The organism is Flavobacterium sp. (assembly GCF_032153895.1).
In the GTDB taxonomy this organism is placed as follows: domain Bacteria; phylum Bacteroidota; class Bacteroidia; order Flavobacteriales; family Flavobacteriaceae; genus Flavobacterium.
In genome coordinates this window covers 1-25,445 of the sequence record NZ_JALDYN010000018.1, presented here as the reverse complement: position 1 = coordinate 25,445, position 25,445 = coordinate 1, and the positions used below count along the sequence as shown (strand labels likewise).

The following is a 25,445-nucleotide window of genomic DNA, read 5'->3' as shown; positions in this document are numbered from 1 at the left end:
TGATATCTAAAAAACAATGCTAAGTTTAAAATGAAGAAAAATACAATGAAGATAAGTATCCCTGAAGTTTTAGGGCGCGACACAAACCAACTGCTCAGCGATGTTATCTTTTCGTCAATGCGCATTGTAAAAGGAATCCGTTCCGATTAATTGTAAATATAAACAAATTTCCGGACTAAACAGTGAGGAAGCTGTACTGATTTAAAATAAAAAAAGCTCTGCATTGCAGAGCTTTTGTGACCTCGACAGGATTCAAACCTGTAACCTTCTGAGCCGTAATCAGATGCGCTATTCAGTTGCGCCACGAGGCCATTGTTTTAACGGGTGCAAATATAGGAAGAATTGCGTAACTTGCAAATCAAATTCAAATAAAAATTGCAAAAAAATGTCGTTGTACCAGTATATACGTGATATTCAGGATTTTCCGAAACCAGGAATTGTTTTTAAAGATATTACACCACTTTTAGCGAATCCCGAAGCAACAAGCGAATGTTTATCGTTGTTAATCAGTAGCCTGAATGGTAGAAAAATTGATAAAGTAGTAGGAGTGGAGAGCCGTGGTTTTTTCTTTGCGACACTATTAGCTCGTGAATTGAATGCAGGTTTTGTGCCGGTTAGAAAACCCAACAAATTGCCTTTTGAAACTATTGAAGCTACTTACGAACTGGAATACGGAACCGATTCCCTTCAGATTCACACTGATGCCATTCAAAAAGGAGATAAAGTTTTAATTCACGACGATGTTTTAGCAACAGGTGGCACCGCAAATGCTGTTTGTGAATTGGTCGAACGATTAGGCGGAGAAATTGTTCAATGCAATTTTTTGATGGAGCTCACTTTTCTTAACGGAAGAGAAAAATTAACTGGAAAAGAAATATATGCTGCTTTAACGTATTAACCCAAAGCGCGAGTAGTAACGTAATACCGATAAGCAATAATTGCTTTCTGCCACTTTTTAGCTTTCGCTAAATCAAGACGTTGTTTGGTAAAGCTTGGTAAAATCAGTTTGTTTATTTTGGCTAATACTTTGAACATAAGTGAAATATTTGCGCAAATGTATAAAAAAAGACCGCTAAATTTAGCGGTCTTTTTCGTTATGCTTTTTTATTTTTGAGTTCGGCTCTTGCTTTGTCCATTTCGGCTTTAGCTTTCATCATTTCTTCTTTAGCCTTTAGCATTTCTTCTCTAGCTTTCATCATTTCTTCTCTAGCTTTTTCCATTTCTGGTTGTGCTTCTCGCATGCGGATTTTAGCTCTTTCCATTTCCGGGCGCATTTCATCCATTTGTTTTCTGGCTTTTTCCATATGGATTTTAGCTTCTTTCATAGCATTTCCACGAATGATTTCAACATCTTTCGATGAAATTACAACATCACCATCATCGTTTCTGAAAACAAAATTTTTAGCACCCTTTTCTCCTTTGTCACCTTTAGGACCTTTAGAATCGTATACAAATACACTTCCGATTCCGTTAATATCTTCTAATTTTCCAAGTTGATCTTCGGTTGCTTTTTCGCCGTTAATCCAAACTTCTTTTTTATCACCATCGCGTTTAATTACTACGCTTTTCTGGATCATTTTTGGCGCTTTAGGCGCTTTCGGTGCTTCTCCAATTTCAGGTACTTCGGGAACTTCAGGAGCTTCAAAATCAAAGTTGAAATCGAAATCAAAATCTTCGTCGGTCCAGGCTAAATCGCCTTCTTCGTCAGTGGTGATAATTCTTATTTCTTTGCCATCTTCATTTAAGTTTTCAATTTTTCTAACTTTTGCCAATTGTTGTCTAAGTGTTTTTCCTTTTGGTTTTCCGAAGCCAACATCGCTAGTCCCGTTGTCGTTCATTTCTTTGAAAAAATGAATCGGTTGAATCGGTTCATCACTTTGAATGTGAGTTGTTCCTTTTCTGCCGTCTTTGTCTTTAAAATCAACTTTAATGGCAGTGATTTCCCCTTTACTGTTTCGCTTGATTTTAGACGTTTTTAAAGTAACATTGAAATTGTTTTTCAACATTTCGGCATCTTTTTTAATTTCAGCGTCGGAAGTGTTCTTGTCGATAACAACAGTTACTAAGTTGATGTTTGATTTTAATTTTAATTTTTCAGTTTTAGGTACTGATTTTTCCTGAGCAATAATTTTGGTTTGAAACTGGAAGATAAATAGTGCCAATAGCGGTAAAACCACAAAGTACTTCCAGGAATTCTTTTTGTTGGATTGATTTGAATTTAACATAACAATTCGTTTTTTGATTAATGATTGATAAAATGGATTGGTGATTGCAATGCACTGCGACTGCATTGTTACTTTTAATAAGGTTTTCTGATAACTTTTAATGTCTTCAATATTTTTAGTTGCTTCAGAATCGGCAATGAATTCTAAGTTTTGAGCGATAGCTTTTTTATACAGCCAAACAATTGGGTTAAACCAAAATGTGATGCAAAAAATCTGCGCTAACATCATGTCCCACGAGTGTTTCTGGGCACTGTGAACCTGTTCGTGTTGTAAAATGTTTTCTAATTCTTCTTCTTTAAAAACTGATGAATTGTACACGATATAATTAAAGAACGAAAACGGTGATTGTACTTTATCGGTATCAATCATGTAGAAATCATTCTTTTTGAACGCCTTCGGATTTTTCAGTAACTGTTTAATCGCAAAACAATCCATCAAAAACTTAATTAGAAAAACGCTAATTCCAATTCCGTACACAATTGCCAATATCATAAACCAGTTGATTTCAAAAGCAGGTTCTTCCACCGGAACATAAGAAGTAAGCGGAACATCCGAATATTCATAAACCGGCGTCGGATCCACCAAAATCACTTTGGTATACGTGATAAACGGCAAAACCATCGAAGTAATCAATCCGGTCAGTAAAAACCATCGGTTCGAATTGAAAAAGGTTTCTTTTCGAAGAAATAGTAAGTAGGCAAGGTAGAAAACACCCATCAAGGCACTTACTTTAAGCAGATAAATTCCAAAAGCTTCCATAGGCTTTATTTTTTCTGTTCGATCATTTCTAAAATTTCGCGTAATTCTTTGGCGCTGATTTTCTCTTCTTTGGCAAAAAAGGAAACCATACTTTTATAGGAACTATTAAAATAATTTTCAATAGCGGTGTTCATAAACCCTTTTCGGTAATCTTCTTTGGAAACGATAGGGTAGTACTGATGCGTGTTCCCGAAGGCGTTGTGCGATACATAGCCTTTCTCTTCCAAATTACGGATAATCGTCGAAAGTGTATTGTAATGCGGCTGATCTTCAGTGATTTCGGCCAAAACTTCTTTTACGAATGCCTTTTGCAGCTTCCATAAAATGTGCATTACTTCTTCTTCTTTGTTGGTTAACTTTTGCATGATTCTTTTTTTTAATTGGGCGTTACCACAAGGGTCGGGCTATTCGCTGTATCTTTTTCTTCCGGGCATTTCGAGAGCCTCAATGTCCGAAAGAAAAAGGATGCCGCTACTATCCCTAACGCATATTAGCTGCGAAGATTTATACCTGACAGCCACTGGCTGTCCTCCTCTTAATATCAAATCTAACGCAACCCGAGTGTTCACTCAAGCACAAAACAAACGTACAACTATATTTTTAGTTACACAACTATTTTTTTAGTTGAGCAACGAAATTTATAGTTTTATTAACAGTTTGAAGTAATAGAAAACAAGATAAAAGGTTGATTTTTATAATATTAATTGTTTTCTTCCGCTAAAATCTTTTGAAGGTACAAACACAGTAAGAAAGCAAAGAAGCCTAAAACGCCCATGAAAAACCAATTCGCTTGATAACCTTTCAAATCAACAATCTCAAATCCGATGTTGGAACTTAAAATGTGGGCTAAGCTGTAGCTCATGGTGAAAATAGCCATATAACGTCCTTCATGACCTTTAGGTGCCCGACTCATCGCAAACGAATTCGAAAATGGAAAAGCAAACATTTCTCCGAAACTCATGAAAATCATCATCACAATTAAGATTCCGGCCCAAAAATCAACCAGTAAAAGGAACATGCTTATGGTCATGGCCAGCAATCCGTAGGTTACCATTTTAACTTTATCAATTTGTTTGCGCTCCACATAGCTTACAATAGCCATTTCTGAAAAGAATATGATTAATCCGTTCAGCATCAATAGCAAACCACTTTGAAATTCGGTTAAATTAAATTGCTCTTTATGATATAACGGAAGCGTTGTAAACAACTGGAAAAATAAAATTCCGGTTACCGTACAAATGAATAAGAAGATCCAGAAAGGCGCATCTGTAAATACGGATTTGTTCGGTTGCGAGTCTATGATTTCCTGATGAACTGGTTCTCTTTTTTTCTCCTTCACCAACAGCCAAAAAATACTGATAGCGACAATACATGTTATCCCATCAACCCAGAATAATCCCGAGTAACCACCTGTCATAATGATAATACCAGCAAGCGCCGGACCAGCAGCGAACCCTAAATTAATAGCAAGTCGTACTAAAGTTAAGGCTCGGGTTCTGTTTTCTGGTTTGGCGTAAACTCCTAACGACACGAACATCGCCGGACGAAACATATCAGCAATCACCATAATTAAAAACATACCGATGCAAAGACCAATAAAGTTGGTAATGTATTGCAATAGAATAAATGAAATTCCGCTGGTAAACAAGCTGAAAATCATGATTTTATAAAAACCTATTTTATCGGATAGTTTCCCGCCAAGCCAAGAGCCAATCATCGAACCAAGTCCGAAACAAATCAAAACCCACTTCACCTGATCGTACGAAAAATGCAAATCTTCTTTCAGATATTTGGAGAGGAATGGTAATACCATTGTTCCGGTTCTGTTGATGAAAGTAACCAACGTCAGAATCCAGATTTCACGTGAAAAACCCTTGAAGTTATTGATATATCGTTGAAAGGCGTTTAAAAGCATCGGGAGGAAATTAAAGTGCAAAGTTACAAACTTGCGCTGTGTTTAAAGGTAATGATTTACGGGCTTCCGTGTTAAATTGTTGTGAATTTTTTTACACTGAAAATTGATTATTTTTGCAGAAATCATTCAACGTATGAAAAAAGTAATTTTAGCAATTTTATTTCCATTTGTGGTTTTTGGACAATGTGATGAATCGGTATCAAAAGCATTTCAAAATCAGTTAGATAAAGAATATGCTGATGCAAAAGAAAGCCCTTTAAAACCTGAGGATTTGAAAATTTTTCATGGACTGCATTTCTATGAAATCAACAAAGATTTCTGCGTTGAAGCGAAATTGGTCAAAACGCCAAAAGCCAAACCGTTTGCTATGAAAACATCCGGAAACAGAACGCCGTTGTATGTGAAATATGGCGAACTTCATTTTACATTAAGAGGAAAAGAATGTAAGTTGAATGTGTTCCGAAATATAGAATTGTCAAAACAGGAAAAATATAAAAATCATTTGTTTCTTCCATTTACCGATTTAACCAGCGGAGTGGAAAGTTACGGCGGCGGTCGCTATATCGACTTAGAAGCAACCGATAAAGACACAATGATACTTGATTTCAATCAGGCGTATAATCCGTATTGTGCTTATAATGAAGGATATTCCTGTCCGATTCCACCAAAGGAGAATGATTTGCTTGTGGAAGTTCGTGCCGGTGTGAAGAAGTTTCATGATTAGGTTTTGAAAAAGATGAAATTCAACATTCACACCCATAAAAGCACGAATCAAGAAAAAGTTCTGGAAATTGTCAATCAATATCCGTATGAATTTGATGCTGATGTGCGACATTTTTCCATCGGAATTCATCCGTGGTATATAGATTTAGAGAATATTGAAGAGCATTTACAGATTATTGAAGAAAAGCTTCAACTTCAAAACTGTCTGGCTTTAGGCGAATGTGGATTGGACAAACGAATAGAAACACCGCTAGAAAACCAAACCGAAGTTTTCGAAAAACAGTTACACTTAGCTGTAAAATACCAAAAACCTGTAATTTTGCACTGCGTTTCAGCCTATCAGGAAGTAATTGAAATCAAAAAACGATTGAAAATAAACGTTCCGATGGTGATTCACGGTTTTTCCAAAAACTGGCAAGTAGCAAAATCACTTTTGGATAATGGTTTTTATTTGTCGTTTGGGAAATATTTGTTGCGAAATCCGGAGCTATCAGAAGTGTTTCAGCAAGTTCCGAACAATCGTTTTTTTCTGGAAACCGATACAATTGAAGAAAGCATCAACGATGTTTATATAAAAGCTGCATCAATAAAAGGAAATGATGTAGAGCAGATTATCGAAGATAATTTTAAGTTAGTTTTTAACCTGTAATGAAGACCGGTTTTTCGACCGGAATCACATTACACAACACGTTTTACAATGGCAGAATGGACAGAAAGAGCCGAATTATTATTTAAAGAAGAAGGATTAGAGAAATTAAAGAATTCCAATGTTTTGGTTGTTGGAATGGGCGGAGTAGGTTCGTTTGCCGCAGAATTTATCGCTCGTGCAGGCGTAGGGAAAATGACAATAGTGGATGGCGATACTGTTGATATCACTAACATCAACAGACAATTACCAGCATTACATTCCACAGTCGGTCAACCGAAAGTTACAATTGTTGGAGACCGTTTGATGGATATTAACCCGGAATTGCAATTGACAAGAGTTCAGGAGTTTTTATCACCGGAAAGAGCATTCGAATTAGTAACCGATGAATTTGATTACGTTTTAGATTGTATCGACAGTATCACCCCAAAATTGAATCTGATTATTGCAGCGAAACGCAAAAGAGTGAAAATTATCAGCAATATGGGAGCAGGAGGAAAGATGCTTCCCGGTAAAGTGGTGGTTCGTGATATTTCAAAAACCGATGTTTGTCCGTTGGCGAAAGTAATTCGTAAACGTCTGAAAAAAGAAGGAATTTCAAGCGGCGTGAAAGCTGTTTATTCGGTAGAAAAACCAGATCAGAGCAGTTTAAAAATGACTGACGGAACCAACTTCAAAAAATCATTTTTCGGAACAAACAGTTGGATGCCAGCCTTGTTCGGATTACATGCAGCTCAAACTGTAGTGCAGTATTTGCTTGAGAAGAAATAAAAATAATTAGAAGAATATAAAGAAAAAGTCCCGCTTAAAACGGGACTTTTTTATTATTGAACATTGGTTGTATCACTTGTTACAGCATTAGGGAGTAACGGTTTTACAATCGGTTTTGCTTTTTCAACAATTGGGATGTAGATTTCGGTAACCCATTCTGACGGACGCGGCGTCTGCTTCAATCCTACTTTATACACTTCCAGATATTTACCTGTCGGATTTTCAACCCAATGTTTCTTGGTAATTTCTTCGTACGCTTTATCCCAAGCTTTTTTACTGTGTGAGTAATCGCCTTTTAAAGTGGTTTTCAACGCAAGATATGAACCAAATTTTCCACCTGAAATATCACTGCCTTCAGAAGTGAAAATTTCCTGTTCTACTGGTAAACATACTGAAAAAGAAGTAATTCCTGTAGCTTCATTATACGTATTATAGATAGCGAATGGAGCTCCCGTCACTTTAATATTATTGTCTTCAGCAAATTTGGTAATGTTTCGCATCAAAACGCCCATATTATGCGATAAAGAAGTGATTTTGCAAGTCAGAGATTGTTTAATGTAATTCTCACCCGGTTTTCGAACCAAACCATGTACTTCAACTTTATAATTGTTGATCTCTTTTACCAGTTTAGTATCGATATTGTTCAAACCTTCTTCAAACATTGGAGCCATCATTTTTTCGGCACCACCACTGAACATGGCGAATGCTTTCATCATGAAATCCATTTCACCCTTCATTCTCCAGGTCACTTTGGTTCCGCCGTTTACTTTTTCAAAGCCCCAAATTACATCGGAAGGCGTGCTGTCTTCAAAAGAAATTTTCTGAAAAATACTGTCGTTGGTAATGGTTTTAACGGTATTCATTTTTCCGTCACCATCTTTTCCCGTCCAGGAATAGGAAGCGCCTTCACCTTTGGTTTTAGAGCTGTAAGTGTATTGCATGGAAGGATCTTCTTTGGCCCAAGGTCCCCAGTTTTCCCAATTTCGATATTCATCAACATATTCGAAAAGGGTTCTTTGGTCGACCGCAATCACTTTACTTCGTTGAATATCAAACTTATTACTTTGAGTACCGATATATACCGAAACGGCAATAGCCGCTAGAAGAATCAAAAGAAAAATATACTTTACAATACGCATTTTGGCTTGAAATAATAGTTGTTTTCCAAATTTACAATATTATTCTTTCAAATAAAGTTTTATTAGAAATAAAATTCCTATAAACATAAAAAAGAAGAATAAAACCCATAAACTTCCTTTGTAATGAATTCTGTGTAATGATAAATCTTTTCGGTAAACATAGATCATCACACTAACAAAAACAATTACGAAGAAAAGTGCAAAATAGAGCTGGCCTGTTGAAAACATGGTTTGAAAATTTCTGTAAAATTAACTTTTTGAATTGTCTTTTTAATTAATTTCCTCACAAAATTTAGAGCTATGCAAAAACAGATTAATTGCGTAAAAGAATTTCACGAAGCCTTTGGTTTAGGCGTGAATTTTTCGCCAAAAGGAGATTTGGGAGAGCAGAAAAACATGCTGCGTTTCAACCTGATGAAAGAAGAAAACGAGGAATATTTAGAAGCAGTTCAGAATAACGATGTGGTTGAGATAGCCGATGCTTTAGGCGATATGCTGTACATTTTATGCGGAACGATTCTAGAACATGGTTTACAACATAAAATTGAAGAAGTTTTCGACGAAATTCAGCGTAGTAATATGAGTAAATTAGGTGAAGACGGAAAACCGATTTATCGTGAAGACGGCAAGGTTATGAAAGGACCGAATTACTTCAAACCGAATTTTGAAGCGATTTTAAAATAAAAAAATCCCGATTCAATCGGGATTTTTAATTAGATTTTAACTGTCCAGCCAAAAGTATCTTCAGCCAGTTTATATTGAATATTCGTCAGGTTCTCTTTGATTTGCGACGCGAAAGTATTTTCTAATTTTGGTAACTCATAATAAGTGTCCTGATACGAAAATCCTGCAATCGGGTTTACTACTGCGGCTGTTCCGGCTCCGAAAATTTCTTTTAAAGTACCGTTTTTAGCAGCTTCAACGATTTCAGAAACTAATACCGGACGAACTTCCACATTAATTCCAATAGTTGGTGCTAACTCGACAATACTTTTACGGGTTACACCATCAAGGATGCGCTCACTGGTTGGTGCAGTATATAAAGTATCGTTAATTCTGAAGAAAACATTCATGGTTCCGGCTTCTTCCAGCTTCGTATGCGTTGCATCATCAGTCCAGATTACCTGTTGGAATCCTTTTTCGTTGGCTAATTTAGTCGGATAGAATTGTCCCGAATAATTTCCGGCAGCTTTTGCAGCACCAATACCACCATTCGCAGCACGGCTGTAATAATCGGCAATAATAACTTTTACTTCACCTGAATAATAAGCTTTTGCAGGCGAAAGAATTATGCAGAAACGATATTGGCTTGAAGGAGAAGCTACTACACCATGACCCGTAGCAATCATAAACGGACGAATATATAAGGTGTTTCCTTTTCCTTTCTTAACCCATTCTTTCTCGATTTCAAGTAATCGGTTCAAACCACCTAAAAACACATCTTCCGGAACTTCAGGCATTGCCATACGAACTGCCGATTTATTAAAACGGTCAAAGTTCTCATCCGGACGGAATAACCAAATAGCGTCGTAAGTATCTTTGTAGGCTTTCATGCCTTCAAAAATAGCTTGTCCGTAATGAAAAACACGAGACGAAGGATCCATAGTGAAAGGTTCGTAAGGCTGAATTACAGGCTGTTCCCAAACACCATTATTGTAATCACAAACCAACATGTGGTCGGTAAAAATGGTTCCGAAAGTCAGGTTTTCAAAATCAACCGAATTGATTTTACTCGTGCTTGCTGTAACTATTTTAATGTTACTTGTCGTGGTTAAGTTCATTTAATTGTTTAAAATTATTGTTTAAACATTAACGTGTTGATTATCAGATTTTAATATCGAATTAAAATAGGACGATGAACCGGTTGTGTCTGTGCAAATCTAATAAAAAAACCGTCCTTGTAAATAGGGCTTTGAAAAAATATCAGATTCTTGTCTTACAGATTAAATTTCTTTCCACATTCTTAATAAAACCCTGATTTTGATTCGATTTTATCAGCATTATTAAAAAAAATATAAAGTAGAATTCACATTCAGATTTAATTTGTTTCTTTGGAAAAATATTTAAATCAAATTTTATAGATATGAAAGCAATTAAATTTTTGGCTTTAGCGGTAATTGTTTTAACAGGTTTTACTGTAAGTGCACAAACTACTAAAACTAAGAAAACGGCTGTAAATATGAACGATTATGCTGTTTTCGGTGAGAAATTTACACCTACAAAAGTATTGTCTGAAAAAGAAATGCTTAAAAAATACAAGACTTTGAAAAAAGGAGATACAATCGTGGTTAAATACAAATCAGTAATTAAAGATGTTTGTAAAAAGAAAGGTTGTTGGATGAATATGGATTTGTCAAATGATACCAATTCTTTCGTACGTTTTAAAGATTACGGATTCTTTGTGCCTTTAAATGCAGATGGTAGCGAAGCGATTGTAAATGGAAAAGCGTTCATCGATGTAGTGACTGTTGAAGAATTACGCCACTATGCAAAAGATGCTAAAAAATCTCAGGAAGAAATCAATAAAATTACCAAGCCGAAAGTAACTTATGCTTTTCAGGCAACTGGAGTTTTAATTAAGAAGTCATAATGAAGCAATTCGTTTTCCTATTAGTAACTGTGCTGCTGTTTTCCTGTGACAAAAAGAAAGAGCAGGAAGAACAAGTAGAAGTTCAGGCTGAAGCTCCAAAAAAAGAAGAGAAGCAGTTTGAAATGTACGAAATGTCAGAAATGGCGGCTTTGATGGAGCAAATGTATGTGGATAATCAACGTTTGAAAGAGCGTATTAAATCTGGAGATACAATTGGTCAGTTTCCTTCGCATTTCATGAAAATCCACAGTGCAGTAATGACCGATAAGCAGGAAAATGATGCTTTTTTTAAAGAGCAGGCTGCAAAATTCATCAAGGCGCAGGAAATGATTTATAAAGATCCAAAAAATGCGAAAGAGCATTTCAATACTGGAGTTGATGCTTGTATTAAATGTCACGAAGTGAAATGCAGCGGACCAATTCCGAGGATTAAAAAATTATATATTCAATAGTATTGAAAAGAACAATTATACAAACGGCTGATGGTTCATCGTCGCTTCTTGTTGAAGATTGGGGAGAAACCTACCATTCTAGACACGGGGCCATTCAGGAAGCTCAGCATGTATTCATACAAAACGGACTGTCACTTTTTGAAGGGCAGTCCGTTTCGGTTTTGGAAATAGGATTCGGAACCGGATTGAACGCTTTTATCACACTTTTAGAAGCCGAAAAAAACAAACAGCAAATTGATTATGTTGGCGTTGAAGCTTACCCGATTTTAAAAGAAGAAGCCGATAAACTGAATTATGTTTCTCAACTTGATGCAAATCAGTTTGTTGGAGAATTCGAGAAGTTGCATTCTTCAGAATGGTCAATAAAGACAGTAGTTTCGGAACATTTCAGTTTAACAAAAAGACAACAATACTTTAACGAAATAACGGACAAAAATCAATTTGATTTGATTTACTTTGATGCATTCGGATTTCAGTACCAACCAGAGCTCTGGACTGTGGCTATATTCGAAAAAATGTTTCACGCTTTAAAACCGGAAGGGGTTTTGGTTACTTATGCCTGCAGAGGTCCGATTAAAAGAGCCATGCAGGAAGTTGGATTTACAACTCAGAAATTGAAAGGTCCGCCAGGAAAACGTGAAATGCTTAGAGCTTTTAAAGGTAATTTGTTAAAATAATTCGTTTATTAAATTTTTATCTTAAATTTTAAAAATTAATATTAATTGAAGATTATTTTTTTGTAAATTTATCATACGTTCTGAGTTAAAATATTATTTAATGCAAAACTTAATAAACTATGCCAAGAGTAATGTATGCTTACACTAAGTCTATTTTAGAGCGTGTAAGTTTCGATCCCAAATTGTTCTGCAAAGAATTGGAAAAAGCCGTTAAGATTCTTCTACCATATGAATTGGAACAACTAACAGAGTGGCTTTTAAGCTTTACCAAAGAAAAACCAGAATTAAGACAGTGTTTAATTTATATCAATCATTAAAAGAGCCATTTGGCTCTTTTTTTATTGTTTTTTTGTAAAGTAAATCGTTATTTTTTAACAGTTTTTGTTATTTATCTGATAAAAATGCTTTTTATCGATAAAAAATGTTTTAAATCTTTGGTTTATTCTAATCGATTAATTACATTTACTTAACGTTCTTATAATGAGTTAACTAAAATTTGGATTGACTATGCCTCGAATGATTTATGATTACACCAAATCGGTGCTTGAAAGAGTAAGTTTTGACCCGTTATTGTTCATGAAAGAATTAAAAAAAGCTGTAAAAACTTTATTGCCTTACGAATTAGAACAACTTACCAAATGGTTGTTTTTTTTCACAGAAGAAAAGCCACAGCTAAAACCCTGTTTATCTGTCTTGAGTGAAACTTAACCAAAACATGTATTAACTAACTAACCAAAAAATAAAAGGAGCCAATTGGCTCCTTTTATTTTTTCTGTAAAGGGCTTATTATTTGCACGTTGTGAAAAGCAATGGCTCCTTTAACCACACCGGAAATTGTATTGCGTAGCGCATCAATTATATGAAGTTTCAGTTCTTTTTTAGGGAAAATTAAACTGACTTCTCTTGCGGGTCTTGGTTCCTTAAAATGCCTTAGCTTTGCTTTATTCTTATCGCTTAAATCAAGTGTGTGTAGGTAAGGAAGGAGTGTAAAACCTAATCCTTCATCAGCTAGTTTGATTAAAGTTTCAAAACTGCCACTTTCAATCTGGAAATTACTGGCTTTTCCTTGATTGGTGTTTTTGCATAAATTTAAAATTCCGTCTCTAAAACAATGTCCGTCTTGTAAAAGCAATACATTATCTAAATCTAAATCATCAATTTCGATTTCGGTTTTACCATAATTACTGTGTGTTTCTGGGAAATAGCCAACAAATGGTTCGTAGTATAAAACGATTTCTTTGATGCTGTCTTCTTCGAGCGGAGTTGCTGCAATGGCGGCATCGAGTTGACCGTTTTTAAGTCTTTTTATAATTTCTTCCGTAGTTAATTCTTCAATGATTAAATTAATTTTTGGATATTTTTTGGTGAAATTGGTCAGGAACATCGGCAACAATGTCGGCATAACCGTTGGAATTATTCCAATTTTAAAATCTCCTCCGAAAAAACCTTTCTGTTGATCAACAATATCTTTGATTCTATCGGATTCATTGACAATACTTCGGGCCTGTGCTACAATTTTCTCTCCAATTTCAGTAAGTTGAATCGGCTTTTTACTTCGGTCAAAAATCAGAATATCCAGTTCTTCTTCCAGTTTCTGAATCTGCATGCTTAGAGTTGGTTGTGTGACAAAGCATTTTTCTGCAGCAAGTGTAAAGTTTTTATGCTCTGCGACCGCTAAAACATAATATAGTTGTGTAATGGTCATTGTATAGAAAATTTTGATAAAAATATAAAATCAATCAATTATAATTATACTTATGACTCACAAATAATAAATAAATTTGTTTAAAATCATTAATTAAAGAATAAAGTTATGAAAATGAATAGTTTAGGGTTGCCGGTTAAAGAAACGCAGATTATGGTAGCCGAATTAAATATCTTATTAGCCAACTTTCAGGTTTACTATCAGAATTTGAGAGGATTACATTGGAATATTCGCGGAAAACGTTTCTTCGATTTGCACTTAAAATTTGAAGAACTATACAACGACAGTCAGCTTAAAATCGATTTAATTGCCGAACGGGTTTTAACATTGGGCGGAACTCCGTTGCATACTTTTGAAGATTATATTAAGAACAAAAAGATTGCTATCGGGAAAAATATTTCAAATGATGAAGATGCGATTCAATTGATAACCAGTTCCTTAAAAGAACTTTTGGTAATTGAACGCGTTATTCTAAAACAAGCCGGTGAAATTGACGACGAAGGAACCAACAGCATGATGAGTGATTTCATCTCCGAACAGGAAAAAACCATTTGGATGATGAAAGCGTGGTTGGAAGAAGAAATCTAATCCGAATAATGCATTATCAACAAGGCTGAGAGTATTAAAATATTCATAATTTGCTTTCAGCCTATTCATTTTTTTATAAATTCGCAACATGAAATTTTTAGTAAACATAGTTTTGTTTTTATTTCTTTCCTTTTTGGCAACGCCTACGGTAATTGGCGTGATTGAGGAAAAAATAGACACGTCTATGGTTTACGCATTTTCAGAAGAAGAAATTCATAAGGAGGTAAAAGAAATTCCTATGAGCATCGGAGATATACTTCAAATTCCGGTAGTTTCTTCGATTACAAAATCTACAGCAATTAATTCTGAAAATAAGCTGAAGCACGACAGCGCTTCGGAAGAAATTTTCTCGCCGCCTCCCGAATTCGTATAATACATTTTTCAACTAAATGATGTTGGTTTCTGTCTGGAAATCAATGAGTTCTATGTATTATATTTTATCGGATTATGACAAAAAAAACAAATATTTTTGGCAACCTTAAATCGGATTTTGCTTCTGGTTTAGTGGTTTTCTTAGTGGCATTGCCGTTGTGTTTAGGTATTGCCATGGCTTCTGGAGCACCTTTATTTTCAGGAATTATTGCAGGGATTATAGGAGGTATTGTTGTAGGTTACTTGAGTTCTTCCCACGTGAGTGTTTCCGGACCAGCTGCGGGTTTAACAGCGATTGTATTAACTGCAATTACTGATTTCGGAGCGTTTAACATCTTTTTGGCCGCTGTATTTTTGGCGGGAATTTTCCAGCTACTTTTAGGTTTTTTAAAAGCAGGAAGTATTTCCAATTATTTTCCAACCAATGTAATTGAAGGAATGTTGGCCGGTATCGGTGTAATTATTATTCTGAAGCAATTACCACACGCTGTTGGTTACGATGCTGATTTCGAAGGTGATATGGCTTTCGAGCAAGCTGATGGTGGAAACACCTTTTCTGCTTTATTTGGTGCATTAGATTACATTCAGTTAGGCGCTGTGATTGTTACTTTAATTTCTTTGGCAATTCTTATCGCTTGGGACAAAGTTCCTTTCTTAAAGAAAATGAAATTGGTTCCAGGAGCTTTAGTTGCTGTAATCGTTGGCGTTGTAATTAATGAAGCTTTTGTAGCTGGCGGAAGTAATTTAGCGATTGCAAAAGAACACTTGGTTTCGTTACCAGTTCCAACATCAGTAGATGATTTTAAAAACATTTTGATGTTCCCTGATTTTTCAGCAATTACCAATTCTAAAGTTTGGATTGTTGCTTTAACTATTGCTATTGTGGCTTCTATTGAGAGTTTACTTTGTATTGAGGCATCAGACCGTTTGGATCCGCAAAAGCGTTTTACTGACACGAACAATGAGTTAAAAGCACAAGGTATCGGTAACTTAGTAAGTTCATTATTAGGTGGTTTGCCAATGACTTCGGTTGTTGTGCGTACATCGGCTAATATTAACGCCGGAGCAAAATCGAAAATGTCTACCATTGTTCACGGGGTTTTATTGTTAATCTGTGTGTTGGCAATTCCGGTTATTCTGAATAAAATTCCATTGGCTACTTTAGCTGCCGTTTTATTGATGGTAGGTTATAAATTAGCAAAACCGGCGACCATTATGCATTTCTGGCACAAAGGAAAATACCAGTTTGTTCCTTTTATTGCAACACTTTTAGCGGTAGTTTTCCTTGATTTATTGAAAGGAGTTGCCTTAGGTATGATTATCAGTATTATTTTTGTACTTCGTGGAAATTTAAAGCGTGCTTACTATTTCCGTAAAGAAGAATACGAAGAAGGTGATATCATCCACATCGATTTAGCTCAGGAAGTTTCTTTCTTGAATAAAGCTGCTATCAAATTGACATTGAGTAATTTACCAGATGATTCCAGAGTAATTATCAACGCGTCGGATACTGTTTATATCGCTCACGATGTAATCGACTTGATAAAAGAATTCAAGCATATTAATGCAGTTGAAAAGAATATCGATGTTACTTTAATCGGATTCAAAGATGCCTACGAATTGGATAACAACCAATACGAACAAAACCACGTATTTATGGAGCACGACGCTTTAATTAAATATCGAAACAACGCTATTTCGTCACATAAGGAAGCAATTGAAGAATTAACGACGAACTAAAATGTTATTAAAAACTTTTAAAAAAATATACAAAATGAGAACCTTAAATAAAGAATTACAATCTCAAATAACACCAAGAAAAGCTTTAGATTTATTAAAAGAAGGAAATAACCGCTTCGAGAACAACCTGAAATTACACCGTAATTTACTTGAGCAGGTAAACGATACACGCGACGGACAATGGCCTTTTGCAACCGTTTTAAGTTGTATCGACAGCCGAACTTCTGCGGAGTTAATTTTCGATCAGGGATTGGGTGATATTTTCTCAATCCGTATTGCTGGAAACGTTGTGAATACTGATATTTTAGGAAGTATGGAATTCGCTTGTAAAGTGGCAGGTTCTAAACTGATTGTAGTATTAGGACATACAAAATGTGGAGCTGTAAAAGGCGCTTGCGATCATGTAGAAATGGGTAACTTAACGGAATTGCTGTCTAAATTACAACCGGCAGTTTACGAAGAGCAGACGACTAAAGAAAACAGAAGTTCTAAAAATGGAGAATTCGTAGAAAATGTAGCAGAAATCAATGTGAGACGTACGGTAAAATCTATCATCCAAAGAAGTTATATTTTAGAGCAGATGATTGAAAACGGCGAAATCGGAATTGTTGGCGCTATGTACAACATCGAAACCGGAGCTGTAGAATTTTACCCGGAAACAGAATTCATCAAGGATGAGAAAAATCCGGAATTGAGTTTGAAAGAATTATAAGAATTAACTATTTCCAAAAACATAAAAATCCGTCGTAAAGGCGGATTTTTTTATTCGTTATCTAAATCTAAATTTTCATTAAAAGCCGATGGTAAAAGTTGCGGTATGAATTTTATCAGAATCGGTAACAATAATCCGCCACCAGGTAAAAGGAATATGGTTAAAGACGGAATGGTTTTACAGATGTCTAAAATCTGCTTTTTCATGCGTTTTTTCTCCTTGTCGGTTAAATCTCTTTTGGCAGAATAGGCGATAAGTTTCATGAGTTCGCCACTTTCGGTGATTTCTTTAGCCAAGCGACTTTTGTTTCGGCTCAATAAAACCTGAACATTTTGCGTCGTTTGATCGTAAAAATGCTTCACCGGATTCGAATATTTGAAATACGGAATCTCATTTTTGTATTTCAGTATAAAACTATCAATCGACTCAATACTTTGAACAGCATAGGTTCTGTCAATTTCCAGTAAATCAGATAGTTTGTATAGGAAGTCACTTTCTTTTTGTTCTAAAATACCATCGCTCCACATTGCCATTCCGGCCATATCGAGAAGGTAATTTTTCTCTAAATTCGATGCAAAATATTCTAATTCAAGCATCTCAATGTTTTCAATATTGATTTTAGAGAATTTCGTATAACGAACGGATGATTCAAAAAGTTTAATCAGTAAATCATCGTAATTGGATTTTGTGTTTTTGGTTTTCAGCGCCAAAGAAACAATGCTGATGATCGTTTCCTCCAATTTCTTCAGATAACTTTCCGGAATTTCCTTGTGTAAAAGATATTGACGAAAGGCCAAAACATCCATAAACAGGAGCGCGTTAGTCAGAATGTGCGAGAAATTTTTACTGATGATGTTATCGTTGGTCTGAACACGTTCGTCAATCATTTCTTCCAAGCGATGACTGGCTGAGGCTTCCGGTAACATTTTCTTCAAAAGATTGAAGCTTTCCGGGTTCATCTGTTTGTAAAATCCGTTAGCTTTCTCAATAAAATCCTTTGGATTTCCATCGTGTGTAATCAATCCGAAAACACCGTATAACGTATGAAGAAGCGCAACTTTTGTAAATTCCTGAGGTTTCCAGCCTTTGGTATTGATTGGTTTTTCTACGTCAAAATCAACTGTATGCCCGTAAATGAAACCGGTATTGCGAACATTGAGATAAAATTCCTTCGAATAAATCACGACAGGTAAGGGCAGAGGTTGTTGTTCTGCAAAAAATTTGTCAATCCATCCGTTTGTAGAAGGGTTAATCATCTAGGAATTTTATACTGCAAAGCTAGAGTATTTTTGCAAATCTGTATGCGAAAGGCGTTAAGTTTTCGTAATTATTGGCGCGACTTCAAATTGGCTTCGCATAGTTTAATAATTTCCTCAATGCGATTGTTTCGGGTTTCTTCGCGCTTCGCCTGATTTAACCAATACAAATAACTTTTTCGGTAACTGAAACTGAAGTTATTATAATTTTCGAACGCCTTTTTGTTTTTGTTGAATGCGGATTGTAAATCATCCGGAATTACTAAGTCTTCCACATGATCGAGCGAATTCCAGGAACCGTTTTGTTTAGCGATTTCAATTTTAGCCAAACCGCTTTCGTGCATTAAATTATCGGCGATTAGTTTTTCGATATAGTTCTTATTGATTTTACTCCAAACACTTTTGTCTTTTCGTGGACCGAAAGTTTGTTTACGACGCTCTTCATCAATCTTCCTAACTGTTGAATCTATCCAGCCGTAACAAAGCGCCACCTGAACCGCTTCTTCCCAACGCATACTTTCTTTACCGCTTTCAACTTTAAAAAAAATCAAATCTACTGCGGAAGATGTTGCATGATTTTCATGGAGCCAATTGCGCCATTCTTCGGGATTTTTGAAATAATGAAGTGCTTTTTCTTTCATCAATAATTATCGGATAATCGCCGTACAAGCCACGCGACCACCAGCATTTCCAGTTGGTTGCGTCGTAAAATCATCTGAACCTTGGTGAACAATGATAGCTTTTCCTAAAACATCTTTGGTTTCATCGCCGCAGCCAATACACCATTCGTTTGTGGTTAAAGTGATTTTTCCATTTCCGTTGGCATCAGCTGTAAAATTACCGATGTCGCCTTTATGGTATTCGGCTTGTCCCCATTTACCATGTTTTTTAAAGGTCGGATTCCAATGTCCACCGGCTGAAGTAGCATCGGCTGCCGAACAATCTGATTTTTCGTGAATATGAATCGCGTGAACACCTGGCGTTAAACCTGCTATTACCGCTGTAAAGGTAACATAACCTCCTTTTTCTGAAAAAACGGCAGTTCCGGAAGTGTTGGTGCCACTTTTCGGCTCTAAGGTAATTGTAAGTTCATTGGGTTTTGTTTCGGTTTTGGTTTTGCACCCAAAAAGTAACGCCATGATACTCAATGACAATAAAACTGATTTTTTCATAATTTCCTTTTTTTCAAATTTAAAGAAAATTGATACAAACCCACTGTTAAAAAGTATTAAAAAACCGCTCTGTATTACTACAAAAGCGGTCTTTAAACAAACTAAACCAAAATTTATTGCAATCGGTTAAAAGCAATAAGCGTTCTCTGCAACTAATTTAGCAGCGATAGTTTCACGTAACGCAACTACGTTAGGCATATTTGTATATTTTGTGAAACGACGTAATCCCATTAACATCATGCGTTGTTCGTCGCCTTCAGCAAAAGAAACGATTCCTTCTTTTCCTTTCTGAGCGATAGTGTCAACTGCGTGATATAAGTACAATTGCGCCATTGCGATTTGTTCTTTTACATTAGCTTCACCTTTCGATTTGGCTAATTTTTCAGTTCTTAAAATTGTTGATTCTGCCATGTATATTTCGATTAACATATCGGCAGCAGCCATTAACAACTGTTGGTGTGCTTCTAAATCCGGACCGTATTTCTGAACGGCTGAACCAGCTACCATTAAGAAAGCTTTTTTCAGTTTCCCGATTAACTCTTTTTCTTCAGCGAATAATTCAGAGTAATCAGGAGTATCGAAAGACGGAATTCCCATTAATTCTTCGGCAACTTTCATGGCTGGACCTAATAAATCCACATGGCCTTTCATTGCCTTTTTAATCAACATTCCTACGGAAAGCATACGGTTGATTTCGTTCGTACCTTCGTAAATACGAGCGATACGAGCATCTCTCCAAGCGGATTCCATTGGTGTATCTTCAGAGAATCCCATACCACCAAAGATTTGGATTCCTTCATCTGTACAATTTTGGATGTCTTCAGAAACCGCTACTTTTAAGATAGAACATTCGATAGCGAATTCTTCAACACCTTTTAATTCAGCCTCTTGGTGTGAATTTCCTTCCTCTGTACGAGCGTTGATTCTTTCTTCGATGCTTCCACCTGCACGGTACGAAGCACTTTCTCCTGCATAACAAGAAGCTGCCATTTCAGCTAATTTTGCACGAATAGCTCCGAAGTTTGCAATTGGTGTATTGAACTGCATTCTTTCGTTGGCATAATTTACTGAAGCCGAAATGGTTCTTCTTTGTGCATCTAAACAAGCTGCCGCTAATTTGATACGACCAACGTTTAAGGCATTCATCGCGATTTTGAAGCCTTCACCACGACCAGCCAACATATTTTCTACTGGAACTACAGTGTCGCTGAAGAAAACCTGACGAGTAGAAGAGGCGCGGATTCCTAATTTGTGTTCTTCCTCACCTAAAGTGATTCCGTTTGGATTGGCAGCATCATATTCTACAATGAAACCCGTGATGTTTTTATCGTCTTCGATTCTTGCGAAAACAATCATTAAGTGACAGAAACCTGCGTTGGAAATCCACATTTTCTGACCGTTGATTTTGTATGTTTTACCGTCAGCTGAGAGTTCTGCTTTGGTTTTTCCTGAATTTGCATCAGAACCTGCTCCTGGCTCTGTCAAACAGTAAGAACCGAACCATTCTCCTGAAGCTAATTTCGGAACATATTTTTTCTTCTGTTCTTCAGTTCCATACAAAGTAATTGGCATAGTACCGATTCCTGTATGTGCGCCAAAAGCTGTTGAGAAGGAGCCTGTTGCGCCAGAAATGTAGTCACAAGTTAACATCGTGTTTACGAAGCCCATACCTAATCCGCCGTATTCTTCCGGAACGGCTACGCCTAAGAAACCAAGTTCTCCGGCTTTTTTCATGCACTCTTCGGTGTACGCGTAATCTTTCTTCTCAAATTTATCTTTGTGAGCCCATAATTCTTTGTCTACGAATTCTTTAACAGAATCACGCATCATAAGTTGCTCTTCGTTGAAATCTTCGGGTGTGAAAATGTTTTCGGATTTCGTTTCCTTCACCAAAAACTGTCCACCTCTTGTAATATCTTCCATAACTTAAAATATTTTGTTCTTTGATTGACTAATTATAATAATTCATAAATTCCGGCAGTTCCTTGTCCGGTTCCAACACACATGGTAACCATTCCGTATTTGTTGCCGCGACGTTTCATTTCATCGAATAACTGAACGGAAAGTTTTGCTCCGGTACAACCTAGCGGGTGTCCTAATGCAATAGCGCCACCATTTACGTTGATGATCTCCGGATTCAAATCTAATTCACGGATAACTGCTAACGATTGTGCCGCAAAAGCTTCATTTAACTCAAATAACTCGATATCTTTGATTTGTAAACCTGCTTGTTTTACAGCTTTTGGAATAGCTTTTACCGGTCCGATTCCCATGATTCTTGGCTCAACACCTGAAGAAGCGAAGTTTACTAAACGTGCAATTGGTTCCAAGTTTAATTCTTTTACCATTTCTTCCGACATTACCAAAACGAATGCAGCTCCATCACTCATTTGTGAAGAGTTACCCGCTGTAACCGAACCATCCGCTGCGAAAACAGGACGTAGCTTGTTTAAGGAAGCGATGTTGGTATCGGCTCTTGGTCCTTCATCTTTAGTAACGGTATAGGATTTCGTTTCTTTTTTACCATTTTCGTTGATGAACGTCTGCTCAATAGTAATCGGAACGATTTGTTTTTCGAATTTGTTTTCTGCCTGTGCTTTCAAAGCTTTCATATGCGAATTGTACGCAAATTCATCCTGATCTTCACGGGAAACGTTGAATTGTTTAGCAACCGCTTCCGCAGTTAAACCCATTCCCCAGTAATAATCTTCGTGACCTGCTGCGGCTACTTTATAATCCGGAGTGGGTTTGTAACCACCCATCGGAATATAACTCATACTTTCTGCACCACCGGCAATGATACAATGCGCCATTCCCGATTGAATTTTAGCAGTCGCCATTCCGATAGTTTCTAACCCTGAAGCACAGTAACGGTTAACGGTAACACCCGGAACATCGTCAACTTTCAATCCCATTAAAGAGATTAAACGACCAACGTTTAGACCTTGTTCGGCTTCCGGCATGGCGTTTCCAACCATTACGTCGTCAATTCTTGTTTTGTCGAAATCAGGCAGTTCCTTCATCATGTATTCGATGGTTTCGGCTGCTAATTCGTCAGGTCTTTTAAAACGGAACACACCTTTTGGCGCTTTACCAACTGCGGTTCTGTAGGCTTTAACTATATATGCTGTTTTCATTGTTTAGTTTCTTAGTGGTTTTCCTTTGGTTAACATGAATTGGATTCTTTCCAAAGTTTTTCTTTCGGTACAAAGCGATAGGAAGGCTTCTCTTTCTAAATCCAATAAGTATTGTTCAGTTACTAAAGTTGGTTCAGATAAATCACCTCCGGCCATTACATAGGCTAGTTTGTTAGCAATTTTCTGATCGTGTTCCGAGATGTATTGTCCGGCAACCATCTGATCGGTTCCAACCAAGAACATACCTAGAGCTTGTTTTCCTAAAACCTTAATATCATTACGCTTAACAGGTTGTGTGTAACCAGCTTCCGCCATTAAAATTGCATGTTTTTTAGCTTCTGCAATTTGTCTGTCTTTGTTAACTACCACAATATCTTTTCCTTTTTGAAGAACACCGATATCGAAACCTTCGTAAGCCGATGTTGCTACTTTCGCCATACCAACGGTTAGGAAATATTCTTGAAGAACGTTCAATTCCACATCATTTTTACGGAAAGTGTCCGATGCTCGTAAAGCCATTTCTTTAGAACCACCACCACCAGGGATAACTCCAACACCGAATTCTACTAAACCGATGTAGGTTTCAGCAGCGGCAACAGCTTTGTCTGCGTGCATGGTTAATTCACATCCACCACCTAAAGTCATTCCGTGAGGTGCTGCAATTACTGGAATTCCGGAGTAACGTACTTTCATCATTGTGTCTTGGAACATTTTGATAGCCAAGTTCAATTCGTCGTATTCCTGTTCAACCGCCATCATGAAAATCATGGCTAGATTGGCTCCAACTGAGAAGTTTGGTGCCTGGTTTCCGATTACTAATCCACGGAAATCTTTTTCAGCTAAATCAATAGCTTTGTTGATTCCTTGGATTACACCGCCACCGATAGAATTCATTTTCGATTGGAATTCTAAGTTTAAGATTCCGTCGCCTAAATCCTGAACGATAGCTTCGCTGTTGCTCCACACTTTTTTAGTTTCTCGGATGTTGTTCAAAATGATGAACGCATCTTGTCCCGGAACTTTAACTTGCGATTTAGAAGCGATATCATAATAATGTGTAGCACCTTCTTTTACAGAATAGAATGATTTGTTACCAGAAGCAATCATTTCAGTAACCCAAGCAGCAGGAGCAAGGCCTTCCGCTTTCATTAACTCGATTCCTTTTTCAACACCGATAGCATCCCAAATTTCGAAAGGACCATTTTCCCAACCGAAACCGGCTTTCATGGCATCGTCAATTTTGTAGAAATCGTCAGTAATTTCAGGAACTCGGTTAGAAACATAAGCGAACATTGCAGAGAAATTCTTTCTGTAGAATTCTCCGGCTTTATCAGTTCCTTTTACCAATACTTTGAAACGGTCGATTGGTTTGTCAATCGTTTTGGTCATTTCTAAAGTAGCGAATGAGGCTTTTTTAGCAGCTCTGTATTCTAAAGTATCTAAATCTAACGATAAGATGTCTTTGTCAACTTTTTTGTAGAAACCTTGTCCGGTTTTGCTTCCTAACCAGTTGTTAGTCATCATGGTATTGATGAAGTCAGGAAGTTTGAACAGTTCGTGAGCTTCGTCGTTCGGACAGTTTTCGTACAAACCATTAGCTACGTGAACTAAAGTATCTAATCCAACTACATCCACAGTTCTGAAAGTAGCCGATTTTGGTCTTCCGATAACTGGTCCGGTTAATTTATCAACTTCTTCAATGGTTAATCCCATGTCTTTTACCAAGTGGAATAAACTCATGATTCCGAAGATTCCGATTCTGTTTCCGATGAATGCCGGTGTATCTTTAGCAACTACCGAAGTTTTTCCTAAGAATTTCTCACCGTATTCATTCAAGAAATCCAATACTTCTTTTGAAGTTTGAGGACCAGGAATGATTTCGAATAATTTTAAGTAACGAGCCGGGTTAAAGAAGTGGGTTCCGCAGAAATGTTTCTGGAAATCTTCACTTCGGCCTTCGCTCATAAAATGAATTGGAATACCGGAAGTATTTGAAGTAATCAATGTTCCCGGTTTTCTGTATTTTTCAATCTGTTCGAAAACAGTTTTTTTAATGTCTAAACGTTCAACAACAACTTCAATAATCCAGTCGCAGTCTTTGATTTTTTCTAAATCGTCGGTGGTGTTTCCCGTTGTAATTCGGCTGGCGAATTTCTGATCGTAAATAGGAGAGGGCTTCGATTTTAAAGCATTCGCCAAATGGTCGTTAACCAGTCTGTTGCGAACAGCTTTGTTTTCTAACGTTAATCCTTTTTTCTGTTCAGCTTCGGTTAACTCGCGCGGTACAATGTCCAGAAGCAAAACTTCCACACCAATATTCGCAAAATGGCAGGCAATTCCTGAACCCATAATTCCCGAACCGATAACTGCTACTTTTTTAATTAGTCGTTTCATTTGTTTGTTGTAATAGTATAATCTACTTTATAGTTTGTCTTTTTATTTCTCCAGTTTTTCGTCGCCGAAAATGTTTTTGTCTACAATCAATTCATTGATGATTTCTGAAACTTCCATGAAATGATTTAGTTGCTCTTCTGAAACGTGTTTGCGAATCGTTTCATTAAATTTTAAAACGGTTGATTTGGATAATTCTCTTTTTTCTTTCCCTAATTTGGTCAAGTGAATTAAAACACCGCGTCCGTCAACTGGATTTTTCTTTCTAACGATTAATCCTTTTTCTTCCATTGACTTGAGTGTTCGGGTTAGGCTTGTGGCTTCCATTCCCATTCTCGCGCTAATGGCTGTTGAAGGAGTTCCGTTTTCTCTGTCAATACTCAGCAAAGCAAATCCGGTCGCCATAGTTGCACCGTATTTAGTAGCTTCTTCATTGTACATTCTTGCTACAGCTTGCCAAGTGGCTCTTAAAACA

At 36.6% G+C, this 25,445-nt stretch carries 28 protein-coding genes and 1 tRNA gene; 14 read left to right on the top strand and 15 right to left on the bottom strand.

The features are described 5' to 3' along the window. Positions 1-237: 237 nt before the first annotated feature. Positions 238-311, bottom strand: a tRNA-Arg gene (locus RUH60_RS07755). A gap of 74 nt (positions 312-385) precedes the next feature. Here RUH60_RS07755 and RUH60_RS07750 point away from each other — a divergent pair. Next, on the top strand, positions 386-898 hold the full coding sequence (locus tag RUH60_RS07750) for an adenine phosphoribosyltransferase (RefSeq protein ID WP_313807070.1): 513 nt from the start codon (positions 386-388) through the stop codon (positions 896-898). On the opposite strand, the gene RUH60_RS07745 is transcribed toward RUH60_RS07750, so the two are convergent. From RUH60_RS07745 to RUH60_RS07730, 4 genes are all read right to left on the bottom strand, one after another. Further along, positions 895-1,035, bottom strand: a complete 141-nt coding sequence (locus tag RUH60_RS07745) for an SsrA-binding protein (RefSeq protein ID WP_313807068.1) — start codon at positions 1,033-1,035, stop codon at positions 895-897. The two genes, RUH60_RS07750 and RUH60_RS07745, sit on opposite strands and share 4 nt — an antisense overlap. Positions 1,036-1,094: 59 nt before the next feature. Continuing rightward, entirely contained in the window at positions 1,095-2,984 is a 1,890-nt protein-coding gene (locus RUH60_RS07740) for a M56 family metallopeptidase (protein ID WP_313807066.1), read from the bottom strand. 5 nt (positions 2,985-2,989) lie between these two features. Next, on the bottom strand, positions 2,990-3,349 hold the full coding sequence (locus RUH60_RS07735; protein WP_313807064.1) for a BlaI/MecI/CopY family transcriptional regulator: 360 nt from the start codon (positions 3,347-3,349) through the stop codon (positions 2,990-2,992). Between the two features lie 335 nt (positions 3,350-3,684). After that, a complete protein-coding gene (locus RUH60_RS07730) occupies positions 3,685-4,899 on the bottom strand; it encodes an MFS transporter (RefSeq protein WP_313807062.1) in 1,215 nt (404 codons plus the stop codon). A 133-nt stretch (positions 4,900-5,032) separates the two neighbouring features. Here RUH60_RS07730 and RUH60_RS07725 point away from each other — a divergent pair, with 133 nt between their 5' ends. From RUH60_RS07725 to RUH60_RS07715, 3 genes are read left to right on the top strand one after another with little or no spacing between them, the layout of a single operon-like run. Next, positions 5,033-5,623 carry a DUF1684 domain-containing protein gene (locus RUH60_RS07725; protein WP_313807060.1) on the top strand — a complete coding sequence of 197 codons (591 nt, stop codon included), beginning with the start codon at positions 5,033-5,035 and terminating at the stop codon, positions 5,621-5,623. Positions 5,624-5,635: 12 nt separating this feature from the next. Beyond that, positions 5,636-6,271, top strand: coding sequence for a TatD family hydrolase (locus RUH60_RS07720; protein ID WP_313807058.1), 636 nt, complete (start codon positions 5,636-5,638; stop codon positions 6,269-6,271). A 48-nt stretch (positions 6,272-6,319) separates the two neighbouring features. Then, entirely contained in the window at positions 6,320-7,039 is a 720-nt protein-coding gene (locus RUH60_RS07715; protein WP_313807056.1) for a tRNA threonylcarbamoyladenosine dehydratase, read from the top strand. 53 nt (positions 7,040-7,092) lie between these two features. On the opposite strand, the gene RUH60_RS07710 is transcribed toward RUH60_RS07715, so the two are convergent. Continuing rightward, positions 7,093-8,178: an SRPBCC family protein gene (locus RUH60_RS07710; RefSeq protein WP_313807054.1), complete on the bottom strand. Its 1,086-nt coding sequence runs from the start codon at positions 8,176-8,178 to the stop codon at positions 7,093-7,095. 300 nt (positions 8,179-8,478) lie between these two features. Between RUH60_RS07710 and RUH60_RS07705 the strand changes: the two genes are divergently transcribed. Then, positions 8,479-8,862: a nucleoside triphosphate pyrophosphohydrolase family protein gene (locus tag RUH60_RS07705; RefSeq protein WP_313807052.1), complete on the top strand. Its 384-nt coding sequence runs from the start codon at positions 8,479-8,481 to the stop codon at positions 8,860-8,862. A 29-nt stretch (positions 8,863-8,891) separates the two neighbouring features. On the opposite strand, the gene RUH60_RS07700 is transcribed toward RUH60_RS07705, so the two are convergent. Next, positions 8,892-9,959: a branched-chain amino acid aminotransferase gene (locus RUH60_RS07700; RefSeq protein WP_313807051.1), complete on the bottom strand. Its 1,068-nt coding sequence runs from the start codon at positions 9,957-9,959 to the stop codon at positions 8,892-8,894. A gap of 302 nt (positions 9,960-10,261) precedes the next feature. Here RUH60_RS07700 and RUH60_RS07695 point away from each other — a divergent pair, with 302 nt between their 5' ends. The 5 genes from RUH60_RS07695 (at position 10,262) to RUH60_RS07675 (ending at position 12,605) form a co-directional block, all read left to right on the top strand. Then, positions 10,262-10,768, top strand: a complete 507-nt coding sequence (locus tag RUH60_RS07695) for a DUF4920 domain-containing protein (protein WP_313807049.1) — start codon at positions 10,262-10,264, stop codon at positions 10,766-10,768. After that, positions 10,768-11,220 carry a hypothetical protein gene (locus tag RUH60_RS07690; protein ID WP_313807047.1) on the top strand — a complete coding sequence of 151 codons (453 nt, stop codon included), beginning with the start codon at positions 10,768-10,770 and terminating at the stop codon, positions 11,218-11,220. Before RUH60_RS07695 ends, RUH60_RS07690 begins: the two co-directional genes overlap by 1 nt. 2 nt (positions 11,221-11,222) lie before the next feature. Next, a complete protein-coding gene (gene mnmD / locus RUH60_RS07685) occupies positions 11,223-11,897 on the top strand; it encodes a tRNA (5-methylaminomethyl-2-thiouridine)(34)-methyltransferase MnmD (RefSeq protein ID WP_313807045.1) in 675 nt (224 codons plus the stop codon). A gap of 119 nt (positions 11,898-12,016) precedes the next feature. Continuing rightward, complete coding sequence (locus tag RUH60_RS07680; RefSeq protein WP_313807043.1) at positions 12,017-12,214, top strand: hypothetical protein; 198 nt, start codon at positions 12,017-12,019, stop codon at positions 12,212-12,214. Positions 12,215-12,404: 190 nt separating this feature from the next. Then, entirely contained in the window at positions 12,405-12,605 is a 201-nt protein-coding gene (locus tag RUH60_RS07675; RefSeq protein ID WP_313807041.1) for a hypothetical protein, read from the top strand. 55 nt (positions 12,606-12,660) lie between these two features. Here the strand turns inward: RUH60_RS07675 and RUH60_RS07670 are convergent, their stop codons facing one another. After that, the gene (locus RUH60_RS07670) at positions 12,661-13,602 is read right to left on the bottom strand and encodes a LysR family transcriptional regulator (RefSeq protein WP_313807039.1); all 942 of its coding nucleotides are present in this window, start codon (positions 13,600-13,602) and stop codon (positions 12,661-12,663) included. 108 nt (positions 13,603-13,710) lie between these two features. Here RUH60_RS07670 and RUH60_RS07665 point away from each other — a divergent pair, with 108 nt between their 5' ends. From RUH60_RS07665 to RUH60_RS07650, 4 genes are all read left to right on the top strand, one after another. Continuing rightward, the gene (locus RUH60_RS07665) at positions 13,711-14,190 is read left to right on the top strand and encodes a DNA starvation/stationary phase protection protein (protein WP_313807037.1); all 480 of its coding nucleotides are present in this window, start codon (positions 13,711-13,713) and stop codon (positions 14,188-14,190) included. Between the two features lie 88 nt (positions 14,191-14,278). Then, positions 14,279-14,563: a hypothetical protein gene (locus RUH60_RS07660; RefSeq protein ID WP_313807035.1), complete on the top strand. Its 285-nt coding sequence runs from the start codon at positions 14,279-14,281 to the stop codon at positions 14,561-14,563. A 74-nt stretch (positions 14,564-14,637) separates the two neighbouring features. Continuing rightward, entirely contained in the window at positions 14,638-16,302 is a 1,665-nt protein-coding gene (locus RUH60_RS07655; RefSeq protein WP_313807034.1) for a SulP family inorganic anion transporter, read from the top strand. Between the two features lie 34 nt (positions 16,303-16,336). Next, positions 16,337-17,014, top strand: coding sequence for a carbonic anhydrase family protein (locus RUH60_RS07650; RefSeq protein WP_313807032.1), 678 nt, complete (start codon positions 16,337-16,339; stop codon positions 17,012-17,014). 50 nt (positions 17,015-17,064) lie between these two features. Here RUH60_RS07650 and RUH60_RS07645 read toward each other — a convergent pair whose 3' ends face one another. The 7 genes from RUH60_RS07645 to RUH60_RS07615 form a co-directional block, all read right to left on the bottom strand. Continuing rightward, positions 17,065-18,270, bottom strand: coding sequence for an LETM1-related biofilm-associated protein (locus RUH60_RS07645; protein WP_313807030.1), 1,206 nt, complete (start codon positions 18,268-18,270; stop codon positions 17,065-17,067). Between the two features lie 71 nt (positions 18,271-18,341). Beyond that, positions 18,342-18,911 (bottom strand): YdeI/OmpD-associated family protein, encoded by a 570-nt coding sequence (locus RUH60_RS07640; RefSeq protein ID WP_313807028.1) that lies wholly within the window; start codon positions 18,909-18,911, stop codon positions 18,342-18,344. Between the two features lie 6 nt (positions 18,912-18,917). Beyond that, on the bottom strand, positions 18,918-19,442 hold the full coding sequence (locus RUH60_RS07635; protein WP_313807026.1) for a superoxide dismutase family protein: 525 nt from the start codon (positions 19,440-19,442) through the stop codon (positions 18,918-18,920). Positions 19,443-19,568: 126 nt separating this feature from the next. After that, complete coding sequence (locus RUH60_RS07630) at positions 19,569-21,365, bottom strand: acyl-CoA dehydrogenase family protein (RefSeq protein WP_313807024.1); 1,797 nt, start codon at positions 21,363-21,365, stop codon at positions 19,569-19,571. A 32-nt stretch (positions 21,366-21,397) separates the two neighbouring features. Then, the gene (locus RUH60_RS07625) at positions 21,398-22,579 is read right to left on the bottom strand and encodes an acetyl-CoA C-acyltransferase (protein ID WP_313807022.1); all 1,182 of its coding nucleotides are present in this window, start codon (positions 22,577-22,579) and stop codon (positions 21,398-21,400) included. A gap of 3 nt (positions 22,580-22,582) precedes the next feature. Beyond that, positions 22,583-24,973, bottom strand: a complete 2,391-nt coding sequence (locus RUH60_RS07620; protein ID WP_313807020.1) for a 3-hydroxyacyl-CoA dehydrogenase/enoyl-CoA hydratase family protein — start codon at positions 24,971-24,973, stop codon at positions 22,583-22,585. A 42-nt stretch (positions 24,974-25,015) separates the two neighbouring features. Further along, a partial coding sequence (locus tag RUH60_RS07615; protein WP_313807018.1) for a MarR family transcriptional regulator occupies positions 25,016-25,445 on the bottom strand: 430 nt, incomplete at its 5' end.

Bases quoted from the DNA above. Each gene is read 5' to 3' on its own strand.
- RUH60_RS07650 (WP_313807032.1), top strand. From the start codon at position 16,337: ATGAGAACCTTAAATAAAGAATTACAATCTCAAATAACACCAAGAAAA.
- RUH60_RS07660 (WP_313807035.1), top strand. From the start codon at position 14,279: ATGAAATTTTTAGTAAACATAGTTTTGTTTTTATTTCTTTCCTTTTTG.
- RUH60_RS07635 (WP_313807026.1), bottom strand. From the start codon at position 19,442: ATGAAAAAATCAGTTTTATTGTCATTGAGTATCATGGCGTTACTTTTT.
- RUH60_RS07750 (WP_313807070.1), top strand. From the start codon at position 386: ATGTCGTTGTACCAGTATATACGTGATATTCAGGATTTTCCGAAACCA.
- RUH60_RS07735 (WP_313807064.1), bottom strand. From the start codon at position 3,349: ATGCAAAAGTTAACCAACAAAGAAGAAGAAGTAATGCACATTTTATGG.
- RUH60_RS07725 (WP_313807060.1), top strand. From the start codon at position 5,033: ATGAAAAAAGTAATTTTAGCAATTTTATTTCCATTTGTGGTTTTTGGA.
- RUH60_RS07620 (WP_313807020.1), bottom strand. From the start codon at position 24,973: ATGAAACGACTAATTAAAAAAGTAGCAGTTATCGGTTCGGGAATTATG.
- RUH60_RS07630 (WP_313807024.1), bottom strand. From the start codon at position 21,365: ATGGAAGATATTACAAGAGGTGGACAGTTTTTGGTGAAGGAAACGAAA.
- RUH60_RS07675 (WP_313807041.1), top strand. From the start codon at position 12,405: ATGCCTCGAATGATTTATGATTACACCAAATCGGTGCTTGAAAGAGTA.
- RUH60_RS07730 (WP_313807062.1), bottom strand. From the start codon at position 4,899: ATGCTTTTAAACGCCTTTCAACGATATATCAATAACTTCAAGGGTTTT.
- RUH60_RS07665 (WP_313807037.1), top strand. From the start codon at position 13,711: ATGAAAATGAATAGTTTAGGGTTGCCGGTTAAAGAAACGCAGATTATG.
- RUH60_RS07655 (WP_313807034.1), top strand. From the start codon at position 14,638: ATGACAAAAAAAACAAATATTTTTGGCAACCTTAAATCGGATTTTGCT.
- RUH60_RS07715 (WP_313807056.1), top strand. From the start codon at position 6,320: ATGGCAGAATGGACAGAAAGAGCCGAATTATTATTTAAAGAAGAAGGA.
- RUH60_RS07720 (WP_313807058.1), top strand. From the start codon at position 5,636: ATGAAATTCAACATTCACACCCATAAAAGCACGAATCAAGAAAAAGTT.
- RUH60_RS07695 (WP_313807049.1), top strand. From the start codon at position 10,262: ATGAAAGCAATTAAATTTTTGGCTTTAGCGGTAATTGTTTTAACAGGT.
- RUH60_RS07740 (WP_313807066.1), bottom strand. From the start codon at position 2,984: ATGGAAGCTTTTGGAATTTATCTGCTTAAAGTAAGTGCCTTGATGGGT.
- RUH60_RS07705 (WP_313807052.1), top strand. From the start codon at position 8,479: ATGCAAAAACAGATTAATTGCGTAAAAGAATTTCACGAAGCCTTTGGT.
- RUH60_RS07690 (WP_313807047.1), top strand. From the start codon at position 10,768: ATGAAGCAATTCGTTTTCCTATTAGTAACTGTGCTGCTGTTTTCCTGT.
- RUH60_RS07700 (WP_313807051.1), bottom strand. From the start codon at position 9,959: ATGAACTTAACCACGACAAGTAACATTAAAATAGTTACAGCAAGCACG.
- RUH60_RS07745 (WP_313807068.1), bottom strand. From the start codon at position 1,035: ATGTTCAAAGTATTAGCCAAAATAAACAAACTGATTTTACCAAGCTTT.
- RUH60_RS07640 (WP_313807028.1), bottom strand. From the start codon at position 18,911: ATGAAAGAAAAAGCACTTCATTATTTCAAAAATCCCGAAGAATGGCGC.
- RUH60_RS07680 (WP_313807043.1), top strand. From the start codon at position 12,017: ATGCCAAGAGTAATGTATGCTTACACTAAGTCTATTTTAGAGCGTGTA.
- RUH60_RS07625 (WP_313807022.1), bottom strand. From the start codon at position 22,579: ATGAAAACAGCATATATAGTTAAAGCCTACAGAACCGCAGTTGGTAAA.
- RUH60_RS07710 (WP_313807054.1), bottom strand. From the start codon at position 8,178: ATGCGTATTGTAAAGTATATTTTTCTTTTGATTCTTCTAGCGGCTATT.
- RUH60_RS07645 (WP_313807030.1), bottom strand. From the start codon at position 18,270: ATGATTAACCCTTCTACAAACGGATGGATTGACAAATTTTTTGCAGAA.
- RUH60_RS07670 (WP_313807039.1), bottom strand. From the start codon at position 13,602: ATGACCATTACACAACTATATTATGTTTTAGCGGTCGCAGAGCATAAA.